Here is a 20,857-nt window from a genome sequence, read left to right on the forward strand (position 1 = left end):
ATGAGTAATAAGTAATGAGTAATAAGTAATGAGTAATAAGTAATGAGTAATAAGTAATGAGTAATAAGTAATGAGTAATAAGTAATGAGTAATAAGTAATGAGTAATAAGTAATGAGTAATAAGTAATGAGTAATAAGTAATGAGTAAATACCTATTTCTCATCCACTCATTACTCATGTAAAACACTACACTCAATCCCAACTTGAGTAGTCAACAATGAAATGGCGCTTCTGTAGCTTGCTGACCGCAGGGGTATCCCCGATTCATTGATTCTGACTCCTGAATTCTGAATTCTTCTTCAAATATTTGATCTTACTAATGTACTGGTATTTGCTGCTTACATAGCTCAGTGCGGCTATATTTTTGCTGAAGAATATATCAATTCTGATTAATCTTTAATTAACTAAAATTTAACTCATGCATTAACTACTCATGTCATCTTATTGACTATGGACATTCCGTTTATTCACTAAAGTTTTAACTTGAAAAAGTAGTTATGTCTTGAGGCGAATTAGCGGAAATTCAATGTCCAACAAACTAGGAATTTTGTTATGAAAAAGATGAACTTTAAGCTTAATAGCCTGACAGTATTAGGTATAGTCTCATTAGTGACCGCCACCTTTGGTCTATCAATATCTGCCGTTCATTCCCAAAGCGTCAGCACAGTTACGGTTGATGGTTCTAGTACCGTTTTCCCAATTACGGAAGCAGCAGCAGAAGACTTCCAAAAGGCACAAAGCGGTAGAGTGAGAGTTACAGTAGGCGTTTCTGGTACTGGCGGCGGCTTCAAAAAGTTCTGTCGTGGCGAGACAGACATCTCCGGTGCATCTCGCCCCATCTTACAAAAAGAAATCGATGCTTGCAAAGCTGCGGGTATTCGTTATGTTGAGCTACCAGTAGCTTATGATGCTTTGACAGTGGTAGTTCACCCTCAAAATTCCTGGGCAAAAAATCTCACAGTCGCTGAATTGAAGAAAATTTGGGAGCCTGGGGCACAGGGAAAGGTCAAAAGTTGGAATCAGGTTCGTAATGGATTCCCCAATGCACCTCTGAAGTTGTTTGGCCCTGGTGCAAACTCTGGAACCTTCGACTACTTTACTGAGGCTGTTGTTGGCAAATCGAAGTCTAGTCGGGGTGACTTTACTGCTAGCGAAGATGACAACGTACTTGTACAAGGTGTTAGCCGTGATAAGAACGCCCTTGGTTACTTCGGTTATGCCTATTACGCAGAAAACAAAAATAAACTGAAGGCAGTGCCAATCAACGGTGTATCGCCCTCAGAAACAACAGTTAAAAATGGCACTTACAGTCCGCTATCTCGCCCCATTTTTATCTATGTTAGTTCCAAGTCTATTGACAAGCCAGAAGTAAAGCAGTTTGTGCAATTTTACTTGCAAAATGCAGCTAAGTTTTCTCAAGAAGTAAAATACGTTCCCCTGCCAGTGTCAGCATACACTACCGCCCAGAATCACTTCAATAAGAAGAGATATGGCACGATTTTTGGTGGTCAAGAATCAGTTGGGCTAAAAATTGAAGAATTATTAAGCCGTGAAGCCAGAGAATAAGCCTAATTTTGATTTTTGAATTAGTTCAAAATCTGCAATTTATCAAAGGGAGGTGTAGTACCTCTCTTTGTGTATTTAAATTCATCATCCAAAGAGCGATCGCATTCCAGCATGAGTAGTGTAAAACAAACTCAACTCTCTCGAAAGCTAGTGCGTGATTTGCAAGAACGGGCAATAGAGTCTGTCTTGTTTCTAGCGGCACTTTCTTCTGTGGCAACTACAGTAGCAATTCTTGGTATCTTATTTTACGAGTCAATTCTATTTTTTCAACAAGTATCTTTATGGGAATTCCTTACAGATACTCAATGGACACCATTATTTGATGATAAGCACTACGGTATTTTACCTCTGGTGACAGGAACATTAGTCACTACATTTGTTGCTTTATTAGTGGCAGTACCGCTAGGTACAATTATTGCTATTTACTTGAGTGAATTTGCTTCACCCATCGTTCGGGAAATTGTCAAGCCAGCTTTAGAATTGTTGGCGGGTATTCCTACAGTAGTTTACGGTTATTTTGCGCTCTTATTTCTCACACCATTGTTACAGGTAATTTTGCCAGATTTACCTGGTTTTAGTATGTTAAGTGCGGGACTCGTCATCGGTATTATGATTATTCCTTATGTCAGTTCCCTGAGTGAAGATGCCATGCGTACAGTACCCGCACATATACGCGAGGCTTCTTATGCAATGGGGGCTACCCGTTTCCAGACAGCTTTGCGAGTCGTATTACCGGCTTCTATTTCTGGGATCTCTGCGGCTTACATTTTGGGGATTTCTCGTGCGATCGGTGAAACGATGATAGTGGCTATTGCTGCGGGTGGACAACCCAACTTGACCCTTAACCCGATGGAACCAGCCGCTACCATGACAGCCTACATTGTATCGGTGAGTCTCGGCGACCTACCTCATGGCAGCCTGGAATATCAGACTATCTTTGCAGTTGGACTGACGTTAGTGTTAATGACTTTAGTCTTCAACATCATTGGTCATTTTCTCACCAAGCGCTATCGAGAAATTTATTGATATGACAACTCTTAATATTCAAGAAGTCCGTAAGACTATTAGCCGGAATAAGCGATCGCAATATATTTTCAACATTATTGGCATATTGTCGATGCTGTTTGGTATTGTCACATTACTGGCACTATTATTTGATTTAATCACCGATGGTTTCCCACGTCTTTCATCGCAATTTTTAACTTCGTTTCCTAGTCGCAGGGCGGAAGAAGCAGGTATTCTCTCAGCTTGGGTGGGAACATTATTAGTAATGTTTGTAACGTCTTTAGTAGCCATACCCATCGGCATAGCATCAGGTATTTACTTAGAAGAGTATGCCCGAAAAAATTGGTTGTCTGATGTAATTGAAATTAATGTCACCAACTTAGCTGGTGTTCCGTCGATTATTTACGGACTTTTGGCTTTGGGTGTATTTGTTTATGGGTTCAATTTCGGTCGAAGTATTATTACCGCTGGGTTTACATTGGCGTTATTGGTTTTACCAGTGGTGATAGTTTCTACCCGTGAAGCTCTGCGTGCTATACCAAATAGTATCCGTGAAGCTGCCTATGCAACAGGGGCTTCTAAGTGGCAAATGATTTGGGATCATATTTTGCCTTACTCAACAGGCACAATTCTCACTGGGATTATTGTTGCCTTAGCACGAGCTATTGGTGAAACTGCGCCCCTAATTACCATTGGTGCGCTGACATTTATAGCCTTCTTACCAGAACCACCAATTACTGAGCAGTTTCCCTACATCTCATTCTCTTGGTTACTCGCTCCGTTTACAGTTATGCCCATTCAAATGTTCGATTGGGTATCTCGTCCTCAAGCTGAGTTTCAGGTGAATGCAGCAGCAGCAGGTATTGTTCTAATTGCCATTACTTTGGCTATGAACGCTGTAGCAATTTATATCCGCTATCGTTTACGCAAAAAAATCAAATGGTAGAAATTGCATCATCAACCCCAGAAAAATCCATCAAAGCTTCGGTCAATTATCTGAATTTCTACTACGGTGGAACAGTCCACGCTCTCAAAGACATTAATATGTCAGTGGGTGAAAAACAAGTAACGGCACTGATTGGGCCTTCTGGATGTGGTAAAACCACCCTGTTACGTTGTTTTAATCGAATGCACGACCTTTACCCTGGAAATAGCTATAAGGGGGAAATCACTCTTGAGCCAGATGGGATTAACCTGCTCAGTAATAAAGTTGACCCAATTGAGGTACGGATGCGGATTAGTATGGTGTTTCAAAGACCTAATCCCTTTCCTAAGTCCATTTATGAAAATGTAGCTTACGGTTTGAAGGTGCGGGGTGAATCGAAACGTGCAATCCTTGATGAAAAAGTAGAGAAAGCTTTGCATGAAGCAGCTTTGTGGAATGAAGTCAAGGATCGTCTAAATGATTTAGCTTTTAACCTTTCTGGTGGTCAACAGCAGCGGTTGTGTATCGCCCGCGCTTTGGCGACCGATCCTGAGATTGTTCTATTTGATGAGCCGACATCAGCCTTAGACCCCATAGCTACCGCCAGTATTGAAGAGTTGATCGATCAATTGAAAGAAACGGTGACGATTTTGATTGTCACTCACAATATGCAGCAGGCCGCTCGTGTTTCTGATTACACTGCGTTTATGTATTTAGGTGAGTTGGTGGAATTTGATCGCACAGAAAAGATTTTTAATCACCCCTTGAAGCAACAAACGGCAGACTATGTGAATGGTCGTTTTGGATAAGAATATTTTATAGAAAACTCAAAGCTTGCTATATCTGGTTTCTCGCCCCTTCAAGCGATGCCTAGGTTGGACAGAGCGATCGCACTTTGCGAAAATAGAACCAGTTCAGCTAAGAATGATAATCACTTAAAAATTGCGAAAAAGCGCCTGCGATCGACAGGCGCTTTATTTTTTCCGTAGGAAATTTAATGATGATTAGAGTTTTGGCTCTTCAGTACTTTTTATGGAAAACTAGGTTCAAAATCCTTGAAAGCCTTATTCCGTAGACATTTCTCTCACAATCATGGCATAATTCTTTGTAACCTTTATAAAAAATTTTCAACTAGAACTATAACAACAGAAAAACATAATTTAAAATATCATCATTGTTGAGGCATTTTTTAGCAACTAATCTTTTTAATGAGGATGTACTAATCCAATGATTCAATTAAGTAGAATTACAAAGCGCAAAAATTATAAAAATGAGATACAATTTTAATTTTTAAAATACCCTTTGCTTTTTACTGATAATATTTTTATCAATTTGTCAGAAAGGTTAAGTCATGAAAATATGACGAGTCAGGGCAAGCAATCTTTCTACTTCCCTCCTTAACCAAGAGGTATTAGTCAATGTGGAGAAGGTGCTAGAAAAACGTCTGTAAAAAATAAATTTTGGAACACAGCATTATATAAATATCTACTAACCACTTATCTGCTGCACGACTACTGTATAACTACGTAATTTCTATGAATATCTCATTTTAGCAGTAACATAGTGAAACAGCATTGCTAATTTGTACTGTTTTACTTGATCAAGTTTTATTTCACACGTTTTGGGAATATGAGTAAACTAATTCCAGCCATCAGAGTCAAAAACTTCAGCTTCTCTTACGACACTCAAAAGATAGTTGAAGGCGTGTCAATGGATATTTACCAAAACCAAGTCACGGCAATTATTGGTTCTAGTGGTTGTGGGAAGTCTACTTTTCTTAAATCGTTAAATCGCATGAGTGAATTAGAAGCAGAAATAAAAGTTGAAGGAAGAGTAGAATTTTTTGGGCAGAGTATTTATGAGCGTCGTGTCAACATCAATCGCTTACGTCGCCAAGTTAGTATGGTTTTTCCCAAACCAAATCTTTTTCCCATGAGCGTTTACGATAATGTTGCTTATGGGGTGAAGTTAGTTGGATGGCATCCGAAAGTAGAATTAGATGGAATTGTTGAATCTGCCATCAAAGCTGCCGAACTTTGGGATGAAGTGAAAAATAAGCTGCACAAATCTGCTTTAGAGCTTTCTGGTGGTCAACAGCAAAGATTATGTATTGCTCGTGCTTTAGCAGTCAAGCCGAATGTTCTTTTGATGGATGAGCCTTGTTCAGGTCTCGATCCTATGGGTAGTATGAAAATCGAGAATTTGATCCATAATTTGCGTTCTGAGTTGACAATTGTGATTGTTACTCACAATATGCAGCAAGTTACTCGCCTATCTGATTTTACGGCTTTCTTTTATAGTAATGAAAATCGGATTACTCAAATGGTTGAATTTGGTACTACCAATAAAATCTTTACTAACCCTGTGGATGCTCGCACCCGCGATTATGTTTTTGCTCGCGTCGGTTGAAGTGCTTCTTAAATTCTAGCTATTCAGAGGATTAATACATAGTGCAAGCGGAAATGAAGAATTAAATTGAATTTCCGCTTGTTTTCAGTTGTTATGGTGTTAGGCAATGCAATCTGATATTGACAGTATTTTTTTATACTATATATTTAAAGACAAGTATTTGCTCTAGACCACCTGAATCATAAAATGAAATGTCCCCGGTGCGAATCTACTTCATATCGTAAAAATGGTCGTCGGAATGACAAGCAGAATTACCTCTGCAAAAATTGTGGTAAACAATTCCTAGAACCTGCATTCTCTCGTTCCTTAGAAACTGACTTGCTTGCTAACAGCAACGGACACACTAAAGTATCTAAGGCTGAAACGACGGAACTTTCTTTAGCAAAAAACCTGCCAGAAGAAAAAATCACAGAGAAAAGCCTTGACTCTTTGAGTTTGACATTAGCTGAACAACTGCTGCAAACGATATTATCGCCTGATTGGTTAGAATCTGCTGCTTTCAGCCAATTTATCCAAAAAATTCAACAAAAACCGGAAATAAACTATCAACTAGAAACAGGGATATCACTTCTACTTTTGGATGCAGAAAACTTAAAACTAGATATTAATTCAGAATTGTTTTTAGCTAGTGTCTGCAAATATCCCCTCCAATTTAAAATGGCATTTGCTAACTGGAAAAATCCCAGTATTGGAAAGCAAGACATTGAACTATATAACCGTGGCTATCAACTTGTCCATGTCCCAGAGGGTAAGAATAGTGCTGATGCAAAAATGATCGCTTTCGGTGCTTGTATTGTACGTTCTTATCCAACAGTTAAAGAAATATTAGTCTGTTCTAGCGATGGAATTTTAATTCACCTTTGCAACGAACTCCAAAACCAAGGATTAGTTGTCTATTGGATACGTAGACAAGGGCAAACTTTACATATAGAAAACCGGAATACTGGCAAATTAACTCATTATTCCTTAACAATGTCAACAGAAGTTCCATCCTTGGAAAAGGTGGTTGAGCAAATTCAAGATTTAATTAAAAATGAACAAGATTCAATCAATACTCGATTACACAGGTTAACAACTATTACGAGTTTATTTCAAGAAAGATCCAATATTACTAATAAATCTAATCATAAGCAACCAGAAAGTGAGGAAATTATCCCTATTATAGATAATTTATCTGTACAATTAGTTCAAGAAGATACTGCGGAAATCCCTAATGAAAAAACATTAGATAAATTATTATTAAAAATTATTCAAGATATACAAATAAAGTCTCCCCAAACTAAATTATCTGTGTCCAAACTAGGTTCAGAGTTACAGAAAATAACTGGAGAATCTCCTAATTCAATTATTAAAAAATTAAAGTTAGGTTCCAATTTTACCAAATATTTAAAATCATCTCCCACATTTACATTAAAGGCGAGTGGCAAGGAATATGAAGTAATGCCGCTACTTTCCGAATAGATACTTTCTGGATGTTTACGTACAACCTGAGTCTGTAATTCTGTATTATGTAAAAAGATGTAAATAAATGTAAATAATACAATGCAGGATAAAGTTGTTGTTATCGTCGGTGCTACTGGTGGTATTGGTTCAGCTTTAACACAAAAACTTGCGCCTACCGGAGTTCGGTTGGTACTAGCTGCCAGAGATGCGGTACGTTTAACCACACTGGCTGCTGATTTACCAGGACAAGTTTTGACTGTTCCCACCGATATTACTGACCCCAAACAGGTAGATACTTTGATAGAAAAGACGATCGCTGAGTTTGGTCAAATTGATATTTTAGTGAATGCAGCTGGTGCTGGTATACTCAAGCCCTACAACAGCCTAGAACCCGCTGATTTAGACAAGATGTTAGATGTCAACTTAAAAGGTAGCTTTTACACCACTCAGGCGGCTGCTGAAGAGATGCAAAAGCGCAAGTCTGGTCACATCTGTAATGTAGTAGGAGTTCTGGGCAAGCATTCGATGGGGATGGCGGCGGCTTATTCGGCTTCTAAGTTTGGTGTTGTCGGTTTTAGCAAGTGCATGGCAGAGGAACTCAAGCGTTTTGGTATCAAGTTCACGCTATTCTACTTTGGTGGGGTAGATTCTCCTTTTTGGGATAACGTCAACCTAAAAGTAGACCGAAAAAAAATGCTCAGTCCTGAAACTGCTGCCAATGCGATTTTCTTTGCTCTTTCTGCCGAACCGCAAGCTGTGCCAATGGAAATTAACATTCAACCTGATAGTCATTTGTTCTTTTAAAGGCAGAGTGCGCCTAGATAATTCTTGCTTAGGAAGGACGTGAAAATCTAGCAAAAAAGGCAAAATTTACAGATATATAAACTGTTATGCTGGATTTTCAATATCTATGAAAATTGATCACGTTCATTTCTATGTAGAAGATGCCAAAGTGTGGCGGGATTGGTTTGTACGCCATCTTGGTTTTCAAGCAGTAACCGACGATCGCATCAGTTCATTTCACACTTGTACAGAAGTGGTTAAAAATGGTGATGTCTGCTTTTTTCTGTCTTCACCACTGTTACCTACAAGTCCAGTAGCGGAATTTCTGCGTCAATATCCACCGGGTGTGGCAGATGTCGCTTTTGCTGTCGAAGATGTCGAAGGCGCGATCGCACTAGCTCAAAAACATGGTGCTACAATCCTACAACCCATCCAAGAACGCCAGGTAGGTACGGCGTTCATCAAATGTGGCAAAATTGCCGCCTGGGGTGGATTGACTCATACTTTGATAGAAAGGTCATTGGTTTTTGACAAAGGACAAATGACAAGTGACAACACTTTTACCGCCATAGATCACGTAGTGCTGAACGTGGCGGTTGGTGAATTGGAAAATGCTGTGGCTTGGTACGAAAAAATTCTAGATTTTCAACCCCAACAGGCATTTAAAATTAAAACCAATCGCTCTGCTTTACACAGCCAGGTGATGGTTTCGCGCAACGGTAGCGTCCAATTGCCAATTAATGAACCTGCTTCCAAGAATTCTCAAATTCAGGAATTTCTAGATGTCAATCGGGGGTCAGGAATTCAACATATTGCTTTGCGAACAACTAATCTTGTGAGTGCGATCGCTAAATTTCGTGCCAGTGGTCTATCCTTACTCTCGGTTCCCCAAACCTATTACACCCAGTTAAAACAGCGTCCAGGACTTACACTATCACCCTTAGAACTGGAAGCGATCGCTCAACAAGAAATTCTCGTAGACTGGCAAGAATATACTTCTTTAGAGGGGGGAAATACTGCACCCTTATTACTACAGATTTTCACCCAGCCTATTTTTGAAGAACCGACATTTTTCTTTGAGTTTATTGAACGCCGTTTCCAAGCTCAAGGTTTTGGCGAAGGTAATTTTCGCGCTTTATTTGAAGCTATTGAAAGCGAACAAATCAAACGCGGTACTTTGCAATAATGCCTGAGTGCAAAATATCAATTGAAATTAGCTAAACTTGATAGTTTCCAAAAATAGCCATACATCTGAGATAATTTTAATAAAAATTAACTTTTTCCGCCGATGCTAAGATTGATTACTGACTTCGACGGCCCAATTATTGATGTTTCGGAACGGTACTACCGCGTTTATCAATTTTGCTTAGATAAAACCCGTCGCCCAGATCAAGTAGTGCAAGAACTTCCAAAAGCGGAATTTTGGCAGTTAAAGCGATCGCGTGTTCCTGAAAAACAAATCGCCTTAAATTCCGGGTTAGACGAAACCCAAGCTCAAGAATTCGCCCAATTGCGGCGGCAAACAGTTCATACAGAAGCTTATTTCAACTATGACACCCTCGCGCCTGGTGCTGTGGATGCACTGTTAAAAATTCAACAAGCTGGAATTGATTTAGCAGTTATGACGATGCGCCGAGTTAGAGAACTAGATTATGCCTTTAAAAAATACGATCTAGGTAAATTTTTCCCAGAAAATCGTTGTTATTGCCTGAGTAACGATTACGTTAAAACTCGCGATATTGAAGATAAGCCCTTGTTAATGGCTAGGGCATTAAAAGAACTCCCTCCGGCTGCTGATACCTGGATGGTGGGAGATACGGAAGCCGACATCACCGCTGCGAAAAATTATGGTATTAAGGTGATGGCTGTAGAATCTGGGATTCGCGATCGCACCCAACTAGAACTTTATCACCCCGACTTAATCGTTCAGGATTTCAGCACTGCTGTAGATATAGTTCTAAAACCTAAAGACTTGGTATAAAAAGGCTTTGTAGCTGCAACAGATTCAATGATATCATGTCCGCCAAATTACCCATAATAAAATAACCCCAACCCCCAACCCCTCCCCGCCTGCGGGGAGGGGAGACAAAGCACAGCTTTGGCGGGGTGGGGTTCTTCGGGTTTAATAAGCAATCAAGCGGACATGATATGAATCAGAAATTCAGGTTGCAAATTAAAATAGGAGTCAGAATAGGTATTCTGACTCCTGACTTTTTTATCTTAGAAGAACACACATAAACCATGTCTTCTTTATACAAACCTGCTTACGGCAGTGGTTTAACGTAGAAAACTACTAACTAACCACAACAATATAAACGTCACTACAGTAGAGAACTGATTTGTTTCCAGACTGATAAATGATATTTGTGGTAAGAGCCAGCTAGCAACTAGTCCTCCAGCGATTAGGCCAATTATTAAACTGACCAGGGTGAACAAAACTGCTCGGCCAAATTTGCCTTCCTTGCGATTAAGAAAGTAAATACTAGTGCCTACGCCAACCACCAATGCTAACTGCAAAACCTGATCGCCTCCCTCTGGATAGAACAGGCTAATAGAACTCAAACCGAGAAACCAAGCTCCTGGTAAGAGTATATCCGCAGGAGTTGGCTGATCCAGCATCCGTTGCAGCCATGCGGGTGACTGCTCGCGAGGGGTTGGACTTTCTTTAGGAGGCGATTGTACTCGCAACTCTGGAAACCGTATCCGCTCAGGGACTTTGATTTTACCTTCCTGGCGCATCCGTAAGCGATCCATTAAAATCGCATCGTAAGCAGCCTCAATCACTTCTAAATGCTTGGCATCGCCATTATGTTGCTCGAATAGGCGATTACGAGCATCCTGAATTTCATCGAAGCTAGCCTCTTCTGATACCCCAAGTTTTTCGTAGGGATTTTGATCGCTCATGGGAGTTTGTTACTTCAGCCTCAGTCAGCGGCAGTCTTTTATCGAAAAAAACAGCTTTAGGTTTTATTTTGATCGAAACTAAAGTCTCGATCTATTTATATGCCCTACCAGGATAGTAGCACGGGTTAGTTTGATCGACTTTGTAATTTCAACTATAGTCACTTTAACATATCGCTATAACTCCGTGTATACCCTCATGTCGTTGTCTAATTCTGGCTCTAATCTAGAATTTGAACGGAGAGTACCTAAAAGTGATGGTTTTTATGAAAAAATCAACTTTAATGTTTCAAATCTGGCAACTTACTGTGCCCTAAAAGAGTTTTTTTTAATTATACTGAATAATCGCTTGTGGTATATATCCACATATCGATTTAAAATTGAAACGTTTTAAGTTACCACCTAACGGGGATTGAGAAGGTGTCTTGCTATCAAGAACGGTTGCAGTTAAAGTCAGAGCGCTTATATACTGTTGGCTAACAGAAGTTTCGCCTTCTAATTGCCCACAATCCTGATTAGAGTATTTATTCTTGAGCGATCGGGATTGTTATACCGTAGCCATGTAGATTCTTAGTTAGTCCTAAAGTGGCAACTGCGTTTTTACGCAATTCTCTTGTTAATCTTACGAATTTTTGTGCAAAGTAATGGTCATGGCTCCTGCCAAGATTCTTGTAGTTGACGACGACCCTGCGGTTCGGAATTTAATCCAACGCTTTTTGATTAAACAGAACTATCAGGTGGAGGCTGCCGAAGACGGAAAGACAGCCTTAAATCTATTTGAGCAATTTAACCCTGATTTGGTGATTCTAGATGTGAATTTACCAGATGTCACAGGGTTTAACCTCTGCCAAGAGATGCAAAGTCGTAATGGTGTTTTTGTTTTGATGTTGACTAGCCGTGCTGACGAAGCTGATAAAATTCGCGGCTTTGCTAAAGGTGCTGACGACTATCTCACTAAGCCTTTTGGACTAGGAGAGCTAGAAGTCAGAGTCGGAGCTATTTTGAGGCGTCAGCGAGTGATAACTACGGCCGAGCAGAAACGCTTGGTATTTGAAAAACTTATGATCGATCCAGTGCGACGGGAGGTAGCACTTAATAACCAAGCAGTACCTTTAACTGCTCTGGAATTTGACTTGTTGCATTTTTTAGCTAGTCATCCAGGTCGAGTTTGGCGCCGGGCGGAGCTAATCCAAGAGGTGTGGGATTATGAATATGTCGGCGACCAGCGGGTTGTAGATGTTCATATTGGCCAAATTCGCAAGAAGATTGAAATTGATGCTAGTCAACCAGCATTAATTCAAACTGTACGTGGCGTAGGCTATAAATTTGAATCTCCTGCTCATCCCCAACATTTGGAAGCCAAGTCCTAAGTTTATAGTCTGGAGTTTTTTAACTCTTGACTGTTTACTCTTGGGGTAGTGGTTGATGAATTTTCTTAGTTTTAGTAACAGACAAATTTAGATAATCAAAATAAGTAGATATTCCTCAAATACACGCCAAACAGTGATTTGAGATATTTATTTATCTATCTATTTAAGATAGTGGACAGGGGAGAGAGTCCACTGGAAAATATTTCTTGGTATGTTACCGTTTTGGTAGATATAACGGTGCTGACATTTGGAGTTCATAAGGCAGATAGCTGTGCATTGTTGTCAACTTCAGCTAAAGTCCCCTTAAAACCCCGTTTCTAGCCTCTACCTAGAAACACTGCTCATTGGGCTGCTGTGAGTCAGGGAAGTGGCAGCCTAAAAATAGGTATTCCCACGGAGACTGAGAACAAAGGTAAAGTCCACCCTATTACCAACTACTTTTGGCAATAATTAAGAGAAACTATTAGAACTTTTTTATGGATCGGAATCTACCGATCTTTTTTATTGTAATATTGCCGATCGCTATTAGCTTAAAATCCCGTTAATGGGGCACGGAATGCCGTGCCCCATTCATAAATAGGGAATAACGCCCTTCATACCAGTACCTATGGGGTGTCTAGTAAATTAGCTGTTGCTGGTGAGTCGGTACAGGGCATTTCTACTGTGGAGTGGTGGAACAAAGTTTCCAGATAGACTCGAGCAGCACGGCGATCGCTATCTCCATTTTGGAGTAAAAACAATGATAGTGCCGCCGTCAGTACTCTGTTTTCATCCCAATCGGGATGGGTTTCTAAGTAGTTTTTTAATGATTCGTGGAGTGTTTCAGGAATTTCTGTAAAGATGCTAACCGTTGATTTCATGAGATTTTCCTCCTATGAGGATAATCAAGAGGGACAAGTTGCTTGCGGTAAAGCGGTTTAGGGCTTTACACGCTCTTTCGCTATCCCGACAATCTGCACTTACATCTAATAGTAATATATTTTACACATTTGATAGCAGTGGTTGAACAGGATTATAAAAGCAAGCCGCATCATTGTGCGCCAAGAGGGGGTGGGTTTGTCAATGCTGCGAAATGTTAAAAACGATGGTATAAAAAATAAATGCGAACGAAAGAATAGGTGTTTGAGTCCACTTTTTGTTACTTTACTTTATAAAAACTCAGTCCTTAAACTTCTTTGCTGCTTGTAATCAACAATCCCCAGTAAGACAGTAAGAAGCCTATTAGCTCGTATAGCACCTGTGGAAAACTGCTAAAATCCCTGTGGAAACCCTGTGGAATGAATGAGGAAAATAGTAACCAATGATAAGAATTACAAAAATGTCATCAAACTATGACATTTAAGCTCATGAAATTAGCTTCTCAATCGCAGTTATCATCGTGGTTGCCTTCGATACATCCCCAGGTCTGGATTTTCGCAATTGGGAGATTTCTCTCGGAAGTTGGTACCGGCTTTACCCTGTTTTATGCGCCCATCTTTTTTGTTAATCAACTTGGTTTATCTGCAACCAGTGTTGGGGTAGCCTTGGGTAGCGCCTCGATTTCCGGCATTATAGGGCGGATTGCGGGTGGTTCTTTGGCTGATTCTGAAGATTGGGGACGCCGCCGCACTTTGTTGCTAGCGACGGCGATTTCAGCAATTGCTTCTCTAGTTTTAGCTGCAACCGATAATTTTACTTCTTTGGTAATCGGTAGCTTGATTAGCGGTTTAGGGATAGGTTTCTATTGGCCAGCAGCTGAAGCTGTGGTTGCTGACGCCAGCCAAATTGACAATCGCCGCGAAACTTTTGCGATCGCCAGACTAGCTGATAATCTGGGGTTAGCGATCGGAATTGTGCTAGCAGGGTTTTTGATTGCGATAATTGGGAGTTATCGCTGGCTATTTGTGATTGATGCCATCTCTTTTATGGTATTTTTTGGAGTTGTGTATTTAGGGATTAGTGAAACTGAACACCAGCAGATAGAGAAATCTGAAAAGACAGAACATTTTGCTGCATGGATGGCAGTATTAAGAGATGGGCGTTTCCTAGTCTACATCGCAGTTAATATATTTTTTACGATCTATATTTCTCAAATCCACAGCACCCTGCCGCTTTACTTCAAAAACTTTGTTTTTCTCGAAAGTACCACCAAGGGATTTACTGAAACTACCATTAGCGGACTATTTGCTTGGCATCTAGTGTTCGCAATTATTTGTCAGTTGCCTGTCACCAACATTTTAAAACGCTGCTCTCACACACTTGCGCTCACTGTTTCCGCGATTTTCTGGGCAATTGGTTTCGGACTGATTTGGGTTAGCGGTATAGCCCCATCTCATCATCTGCTTTGGGTAACATTGGCATTGGGAGTATTTGCTGTGGCGATTGTTTCTTATACCCCATCTGCTGCCTCTTTAGTGACTGAGTTAGCCCCAGAAAATCAACGCGGCGTGTATTTTTCTATCAACGCTTTGTGCTGGGCTATTGGCTCTTTTATTGGTCATCCCTTGGGTGGATGGGCATTAGATCGACCACAAATTATTACTAATACTTACTGGCTAGGCTTCATTTTGAGCGTAGCGATCGCTGCGGCAATTTTACAGTACCTGAATCGAATTTTGGCTGATTAATCACCAAAATGGTATTATATCCATGTTTAGCGATTTTTTAGGGAGTTAAATACAGTGGTACGTTGATACAACAAACAGGCAAATCATTATAAGTTGCTGCGATCGGCTAAAAGTCCGATAAACTCTGATTTTTGTTTGTTGTGATTGCGTCAAGATTTACTGTGAATATTCCTTCCTCGTATCTCGAAAAAATTCGTGCTGTCTATCCCAATATCTCTGTTAAGCATCTTGACTTTAATCAAGATGGAATGGTTAACGATGTGGTGATTGTTAATCATGAGCTTGTATGTCGCTTTGCCAAAGATGATTGGGGAAAACAGGTACTTTCCCATGAATCTAAGGTGTTGGAAGTGGTGCAAAAGTATGTTGAACTGCGAGTTCCGCACTTTGAACACCTGGAAGAAGGCTTTGCTAGCTACAGATTTATTAAAGGTGAACCGCTATCTCGTAACACCTTGCTAAAGCTGAGTGAAGCATCGCAAGCGTGTATCATCTCCCAACTAGCCAGATTTCATCAGCAATTACACAGCATCCCCTATGAAGTTTTAGTTAATGCTGAGGTATCTTCATCTGGTGCAGAACGTTCTCATGAAGATTGGTTGCAGCTGTATGAGCAAGTTCAGGAAACTCTCTTTCCTCACTTATGGCGTCATCAGCAAACTTGGATACATGAACTTTTTACGCCCGTAATTACAGGTGAACTTGACCTCAACTACACACCCGTACTGATAGATGGCGACAAGCCAGTGTATCACATTCTATTTGACCCGATTTCAGAAAGCATCAGCGGTCTGATTGATTTTGGTACAGCTGGTTTGGGAGATGCAGCTTGTGATATTGCAGTGCAACTCGGTAATTACGGTGAAAGTATTGTGCGGCGTATGGAAAGCGACTATCCGATGTTACCAGATGTCATCGACCGGGCGCGTTTCTGGATGGGGACACTTGAACTTCAGTGGGCTTTGGTTGGAGTAAAGTTTAACCATATCTCATTGTCATTGGCACATATTGGTTTAGCCAGAGAGGTTCAACCTTTAGGTACACGCTTAAGTTAACCTGCCATAGCCAATAACAAAGGGCACGCTTGTTTAATTTTAGAGACTGACAGAGTTGGGGAAAAAGTTGTTTATCTACACATTCCCCTACTCGCTCATTCATTTGTCTACATTCTTTATTGACGACGTTCTTGGAGTTTGCGATATACCGATTTTAAATCCACTTGATGGTGAGCTAGGGCGACCAAAGTATGATATAGCAAATCAGCCACTTCACCTGCGATCGCATCTTCTTCATTATCCTTAAAAGCCATTACCACCTCAGCAGTTTCCTCACCAATCTTTTTCAAAATTTTGTTATCGCCACCTGCGAATAGTTTACAGGTATAAGAACTTTCAGTAGGATTGTCGCGGCGATCGCATATTATTTGAAACAATTGCGACAATGTATCTCCTGGAGGTGCAGCAATTTTTCCTTCTATTTGGTGAAAGCAACTGCGCTCTCCAGTATGGCAGGCAACATCTCCTAATTGTTCTACGCCAATGAGCAGGGCATCACTATCACAGTCATAACGGATACTTTGTACTTTTTGGATATGCCCAGAAGTCGCTCCCTTGTGCCACAATTCTTGCCGGGAACGACTCCAAAACCAAGTTTCTTCAGTTTCTAAAGTTTTTTGTAACGACTCCTGATTCATCCACGCCATCATCAGGACAGTACCATCTAGATAGTCTTGGACAATTGCAGGCACTAGACCCCGTTCATCGTAGCGAATTTTCTCAACCGGGATAGTGTAATGCAGCGATCGCGAATCGTTAGAAGACATACCAGCTAGTTTGCTCTCATGAGAATAATTTATGGATTCACGATACCATTCAAAATAGGGCAGCTGGTATGTTTTTTTGAATTAAATATCTAAAGTCAAGTCTTCAATTGGACTTGCATAACATAATGTTATTTTTTTGGTTCCGCTAATTTTATAGGATAGAAATTCTAAGCAGTGTTTGACCCTATCCTAAGATAGAGCTTTTTATTGCCCACTGTTAGGAGAGAACTTTGGTAAATACCACAATTAAAACAACAAAATCACAAGAAGTCTTCGCCGCTGCTCAAAATCTCATGCCCGGAGGAGTCAGTTCTCCAGTTCGTGCCTTTAAATCTGTGGGCGGACAACCCATCGTTTTTGATCGTGTCAAAGGCGCTTATATTTGGGATGTAGATGGCAATAAATACATAGACTATGTAGGCACTTGGGGCCCAGCTATTTGTGGTCATGCTCATCCAGAAGTCATTGCAGCGTTGCATGAAGCTTTAGAAAAAGGCACCAGTTTTGGCGCTCCCTCAGTCCTAGAAAATGTTTTGGCAGAAATGGTCATTGATGCCGTTCCTAGTATCGAAATGGTCAGATTTGTTAACTCTGGAACTGAAGCCTGTATGGGAGTTTTGCGACTGATGCGGGCTTTTACCAACCGGGAGAAAATCATCAAGTTTGAAGGTTGCTACCACGGACACGCCGATGCGTTTCTAGTAAAGGCGGGTTCTGGTGTTGCTACACTTGGTTTGCCAGACTCACCGGGAGTACCTAAATTAGCAACTAGCACTACTCTAACTGCACCTTTCAATGACCTAGAAGCAGTCAGAGCTTTATTTGAAGAAAACCGTGACGAGATTGCCGGTGTAATTCTTGAGCCAGTCGTCGGCAATGCTGGATTTATCGCACCTGACGCTGGCTTTCTAGAAGGTTTACGAGAACTAACTCACGAGTATGGAGCGTTGTTGGTATTTGACGAAGTGATGACAGGCTTCCGCATTGCTTACGGTGGCGCTCAAGAAAAATTTGGCGTCACTCCCGATTTAACAACTTTGGGTAAGGTGATTGGTGGTGGTTTGCCAGTAGGGGCTTATGGTGGTCGTCGAGATATTATGTCAATGGTTGCGCCCGCCGGCCCCGTATATCAAGCTGGGACTCTTTCTGGTAATCCTTTAGCGATGACTGCTGGTATTAAGACTTTAGAATTGCTGCAAAAGCCAGGTACTTACGAGTCTCTTGAGCGGATTACTAAAAAGCTAGCAGATGGTTTGCTGCAAATTGCCAAAGAAAGTGGTCATGCAGCTTGCGGTGGTCAAATCAGCGCCATGTTCGGCTTATTCTTTACCGCCGGCCCAGTTCATAACTACGAAGATGCGAAAAAGTCTGATACAGCCAAATTCGGACGCTTCCATCGCGGGATGTTAGAGCGCGGTGTTTACTTAGCACCTTCTCAATTTGAAGCTGGGTTTACGTCTTTTGCTCACACTGAAGAAGACATTGAGCAGACTTTAGCAGTTGCACGGGATGTAATGTCTAGTCTGTAACCTTTTAAGGGTAAGGGATTTCCAAATAAAAATATCCTGTTAACTTCTGTGGGGTGGGTATCTTGCCCCACAAAATGGATGATTTATAGGAAGTCCCTTTTTTGAGACAGAAACAAGGGTGCGGAATTTTCAGACTCACTCTAAAGCATTATTTGCAGAATTTTCAGCAGTTAATGGTGTTCAATCCTCTGACGCTGCTGGGGATCGAAGAAATTTTTTAACAGGTCTGCTCTCTACCGTCATTACTCAATAAAGGTCACATCTTCGTCATCATTTCGCAATGGCTTCGTCAAGAGAATATGCAATATTTAGCCTACATTAAGATTCATAGTTAATGAGGCAGGATTAATAAATTATAGGGGGCTAAGTCCCTGGCAAATAAGAAGTGTCAAGTTTTGTGGCTCTTGTTTGGATTTCCGTTGCAAAACTTATATAAGGTATTTTTTCAGAGTCAGGGTTGGAGCTAACTTAAAAAAAATATACCAGTCATAACTGTAGCTTGTATGGCAAGGCTTACAGAGTAGAAAAAGCTGCCATAAGTATTGTGAAAAAAAGACGGTTCGACATGGAAGGAGCTATGAAGTGGACGACAATAAGTCATTTTTTGGTCTGCAAAAAATATTAGTTACGTTGCTTGTCTTGAGTGGGAGTGTGAGTGTAAGCACGATGATGCTTATTAAGTCAAGCTCCTCTAATGCTCAAAGTACAGAGAATATAAATGTAAACAATCAACCAAGCAAAGTTGGAATTCAGCAGCAGATTGAAGAACTAAAAGCGACGATGCTTAGAAGTTGGCAGCAGCAAGTACAAACAAAAGGTTTTTCATATACTGTGCCACAGCGTTTTCAAGGAGCAATAGTTGATGCGGCAAAATTGACTCCCGAACAGAAAGTAATTGCGCTCACCTTTGATGATGGGCCATGGCCTGAAAGTACCGGGCAAGTACTAGATATTCTCAAAAAAAATCAGATTAAAGGGACATTTTTTCTGATTGGGCAAAACGTGAAGAATTATCCAGGCTTAGTAAAGCGGGAGATTGCTGAGGGTCACGTAATTGGTAATCACACTTGGCATCATTGGTATCAATTCTTAAATCCACAAGCAGCTGCATATGAAATTGACCACACAGCAGACTTGATTTATCAAGTGACAGGGATTAAAACAAATTTATTTCGACCACCAGGGGGAATCATGCACAATGGGGTGGCTAGTTACGCTAGAAATAGCAAATATGCCATCATTCGCTGGTCATCTGACTCTGTAGACTACTCACGTCCTGCTGTACCAAAATTAATTAATAATGTGTTTAGGAGAGCCAAGCCAGGTGGAATTGTGCTAATGCATGATGGTGGTGGTAATCGCTCTAAAACTGTGCAAGCTTTACCAGAAATTATTGCCAACTTTCGGAAACAGGGCTATAAGTTTGTTACTATTCCTGAACTTTTAGAAATGCAAGATAAAGATCAAAAACTAACTGCAAACAAAAAAACCGTCCAAAACTAACATCTGAACGGAATTTTAACGTATTAATACTTTATGCCAATCTAGTTATGTTGCCAGTTGTGCTGAGACCTTACAACTACAAGTCAGGAGGTAAAATCACCTGATCGATTGCGTGGATTACGCCGTTACTACCTGTGATATCTGCCTGTGTCACTTTAGCATCATTAACAGTTACGCCGGTAGCAGGATCGACTTTAACGTTGATTACGCCACCTTCGAGGCTTTTAACTTCGCCAGACTTTAAATCAGTGGACAATACCTTACCAGCCACCACATGGTAAGTTAAAATCTTGAGCAATACTTCTTTATTATCTGGCTTTAACAATTCTTGCAAAGCATCTGCTGGCAACTTAGCAAAAGCTGCATCAGTGGGTGCGAAAATAGTTAAGTTATCTTTGCCTTGTAAAGCTCCGGTTAATCCTGCTGCTTTCAAAGCCTTGGTCAAGGTGGTAAAGGAAGCGTTTGACTCTGCCAAGGCTAACAAGTTTTTGCCTTGATTGCTGGTTGCCCCTGGTGCTGGTGGAGTTATGGTCGGTGTCTCAGTGGGTGGAGTACCTGGGGTGACGGGTGTAGGTTCACTAGGTGTAACACTACCACCACCACGGTTATAGGGAGGCTCGTTGAAAATACTTGGTTTGGGATTTAGGGTTGCACCACTTTTCTGTGCTACTAGTTTGCGTTTGGTATTGCCCTTTTCTATTTGGGAAACGGCTTCAGCAGGTGTGTATTGATTGTTTGCTTGAAGGCGTTGACCTTGGTTATAGGGAGCTTCGTTGAAAATACTGGGGTTAGGATTTAGTACCTCTTTCGCATCAGATGGTAAAGTAATGAGGACGCTGAAACTAGTAAATCCTACTATGCCTGCCAACGTGGTCAGAAATTTGCTGTAATTTGTCTTCATAAATTTTGTTTTTCTTGTTGTCCACACATTACATAAAGATTTATAACATTTTGCTATGCACAAAATCTAACTCAAGAGGGAAGTAAGATTTTTA

Annotated in this window: 17 protein-coding genes and 1 pseudogene; 14 read left to right on the plus strand and 4 right to left on the minus strand. The window is 40.7% G+C overall.

Translation table 11 applies throughout. The features are described 5' to 3' along the window. Nucleotides 1–552: 552 nt before the first annotated feature. From RMX69_RS25430 to RMX69_RS25470, 9 genes are all read left to right on the plus strand, one after another. The gene (locus tag RMX69_RS25430; RefSeq protein WP_322639097.1) at nt 553–1,566 is read left to right on the plus strand and encodes a PstS family phosphate ABC transporter substrate-binding protein; all 1,014 of its coding nucleotides are present in this window, start codon (nt 553–555) and stop codon (nt 1,564–1,566) included. 111 nt (nt 1,567–1,677) lie between these two features. Next, nucleotides 1,678–2,592: a phosphate ABC transporter permease subunit PstC gene (pstC, locus tag RMX69_RS25435; RefSeq protein ID WP_322639118.1), complete on the plus strand. Its 915-nt coding sequence runs from the start codon at nt 1,678–1,680 to the stop codon at nt 2,590–2,592. Between the two features lies 1 nt (nt 2,593). After that, nucleotides 2,594–3,517, plus strand: coding sequence for a phosphate ABC transporter permease PstA (gene pstA / locus RMX69_RS25440; RefSeq protein WP_322639098.1), 924 nt, complete (start codon nt 2,594–2,596; stop codon nt 3,515–3,517). Further along, on the plus strand, nt 3,511–4,305 hold the full coding sequence (gene pstB, locus RMX69_RS25445) for a phosphate ABC transporter ATP-binding protein PstB (RefSeq protein WP_322639099.1): 795 nt from the start codon (nt 3,511–3,513) through the stop codon (nt 4,303–4,305). The genes pstA and pstB overlap by 7 nt, the downstream gene beginning before the upstream one ends. An 820-nt stretch (nt 4,306–5,125) precedes the next feature. Further along, nucleotides 5,126–5,905, plus strand: coding sequence for a phosphate ABC transporter ATP-binding protein (locus RMX69_RS25450; protein WP_289798775.1), 780 nt, complete (start codon nt 5,126–5,128; stop codon nt 5,903–5,905). Nucleotides 5,906–6,091: 186 nt separating this feature from the next. Beyond that, a complete protein-coding gene (locus RMX69_RS25455; RefSeq protein WP_322639100.1) occupies nt 6,092–7,366 on the plus strand; it encodes a transposase-like zinc-binding domain-containing protein in 1,275 nt (424 codons plus the stop codon). Between the two features lie 81 nt (nt 7,367–7,447). Next, entirely contained in the window at nt 7,448–8,152 is a 705-nt protein-coding gene (locus RMX69_RS25460) for an SDR family oxidoreductase (RefSeq protein ID WP_289798777.1), read from the plus strand. A 106-nt stretch (nt 8,153–8,258) separates the two neighbouring features. After that, nucleotides 8,259–9,317, plus strand: coding sequence for a 4-hydroxyphenylpyruvate dioxygenase (hppD, locus tag RMX69_RS25465; protein ID WP_322639101.1), 1,059 nt, complete (start codon nt 8,259–8,261; stop codon nt 9,315–9,317). A 102-nt stretch (nt 9,318–9,419) separates the two neighbouring features. After that, entirely contained in the window at nt 9,420–10,112 is a 693-nt protein-coding gene (locus tag RMX69_RS25470; protein WP_322639102.1) for an HAD family hydrolase, read from the plus strand. 296 nt (nt 10,113–10,408) lie between these two features. On the opposite strand, the gene RMX69_RS25475 is transcribed toward RMX69_RS25470, so the two are convergent. Continuing rightward, complete coding sequence (locus RMX69_RS25475) at nt 10,409–11,035, minus strand: CPP1-like family protein (RefSeq protein ID WP_289798780.1); 627 nt, start codon at nt 11,033–11,035, stop codon at nt 10,409–10,411. 647 nt (nt 11,036–11,682) lie between these two features. On the opposite strand from RMX69_RS25475, the gene RMX69_RS25480 reads away from it, so the two are divergent. Then, nucleotides 11,683–12,402: a response regulator transcription factor gene (locus RMX69_RS25480; protein ID WP_094348795.1), complete on the plus strand. Its 720-nt coding sequence runs from the start codon at nt 11,683–11,685 to the stop codon at nt 12,400–12,402. 668 nt (nt 12,403–13,070) lie between these two features. Here RMX69_RS25480 and RMX69_RS25485 read toward each other — a convergent pair. Next, nucleotides 13,071–13,262, minus strand: a pseudogene (locus RMX69_RS25485) (DUF2811 domain-containing protein); the annotation flags it as partial. A 486-nt stretch (nt 13,263–13,748) separates the two neighbouring features. Here RMX69_RS25485 and RMX69_RS25490 point away from each other — a divergent pair. Both RMX69_RS25490 and RMX69_RS25495 read left to right on the plus strand, forming a co-directional pair. Continuing rightward, nucleotides 13,749–15,008 carry an MFS transporter gene (locus RMX69_RS25490; RefSeq protein WP_322639103.1) on the plus strand — a complete coding sequence of 420 codons (1,260 nt, stop codon included), beginning with the start codon at nt 13,749–13,751 and terminating at the stop codon, nt 15,006–15,008. A gap of 161 nt (nt 15,009–15,169) precedes the next feature. After that, nucleotides 15,170–16,063, plus strand: coding sequence for a phosphotransferase family protein (locus RMX69_RS25495; RefSeq protein WP_322639104.1), 894 nt, complete (start codon nt 15,170–15,172; stop codon nt 16,061–16,063). 116 nt (nt 16,064–16,179) lie between these two features. Here the strand turns inward: RMX69_RS25495 and hisIE are convergent, their stop codons facing one another. Beyond that, nucleotides 16,180–16,830, minus strand: a complete 651-nt coding sequence (gene hisIE, locus RMX69_RS25500) for a bifunctional phosphoribosyl-AMP cyclohydrolase/phosphoribosyl-ATP diphosphatase HisIE (protein ID WP_289798783.1) — start codon at nt 16,828–16,830, stop codon at nt 16,180–16,182. Between the two features lie 230 nt (nt 16,831–17,060). Here hisIE and hemL point away from each other — a divergent pair, with 230 nt between their 5' ends. Next, on the plus strand, nt 17,061–18,359 hold the full coding sequence (gene hemL, locus RMX69_RS25505) for a glutamate-1-semialdehyde 2,1-aminomutase (RefSeq protein WP_289798784.1): 1,299 nt from the start codon (nt 17,061–17,063) through the stop codon (nt 18,357–18,359). A 582-nt stretch (nt 18,360–18,941) separates the two neighbouring features. Then, nucleotides 18,942–19,862, plus strand: a complete 921-nt coding sequence (locus tag RMX69_RS25510) for a polysaccharide deacetylase family protein (protein WP_289798785.1) — start codon at nt 18,942–18,944, stop codon at nt 19,860–19,862. Nucleotides 19,863–19,938: 76 nt separating this feature from the next. Here RMX69_RS25510 and RMX69_RS25515 read toward each other — a convergent pair whose 3' ends face one another. Then, nucleotides 19,939–20,763 carry a fasciclin domain-containing protein gene (locus RMX69_RS25515; protein WP_322639105.1) on the minus strand — a complete coding sequence of 275 codons (825 nt, stop codon included), beginning with the start codon at nt 20,761–20,763 and terminating at the stop codon, nt 19,939–19,941. Nucleotides 20,764–20,857: the final 94 nt, after the last annotated feature.

Source organism: Nostoc sp. EspVER01, from assembly GCF_034530635.1.
Classification (GTDB): Bacteria; Cyanobacteriota; Cyanobacteriia; order Cyanobacteriales; family Nostocaceae; genus Nostoc.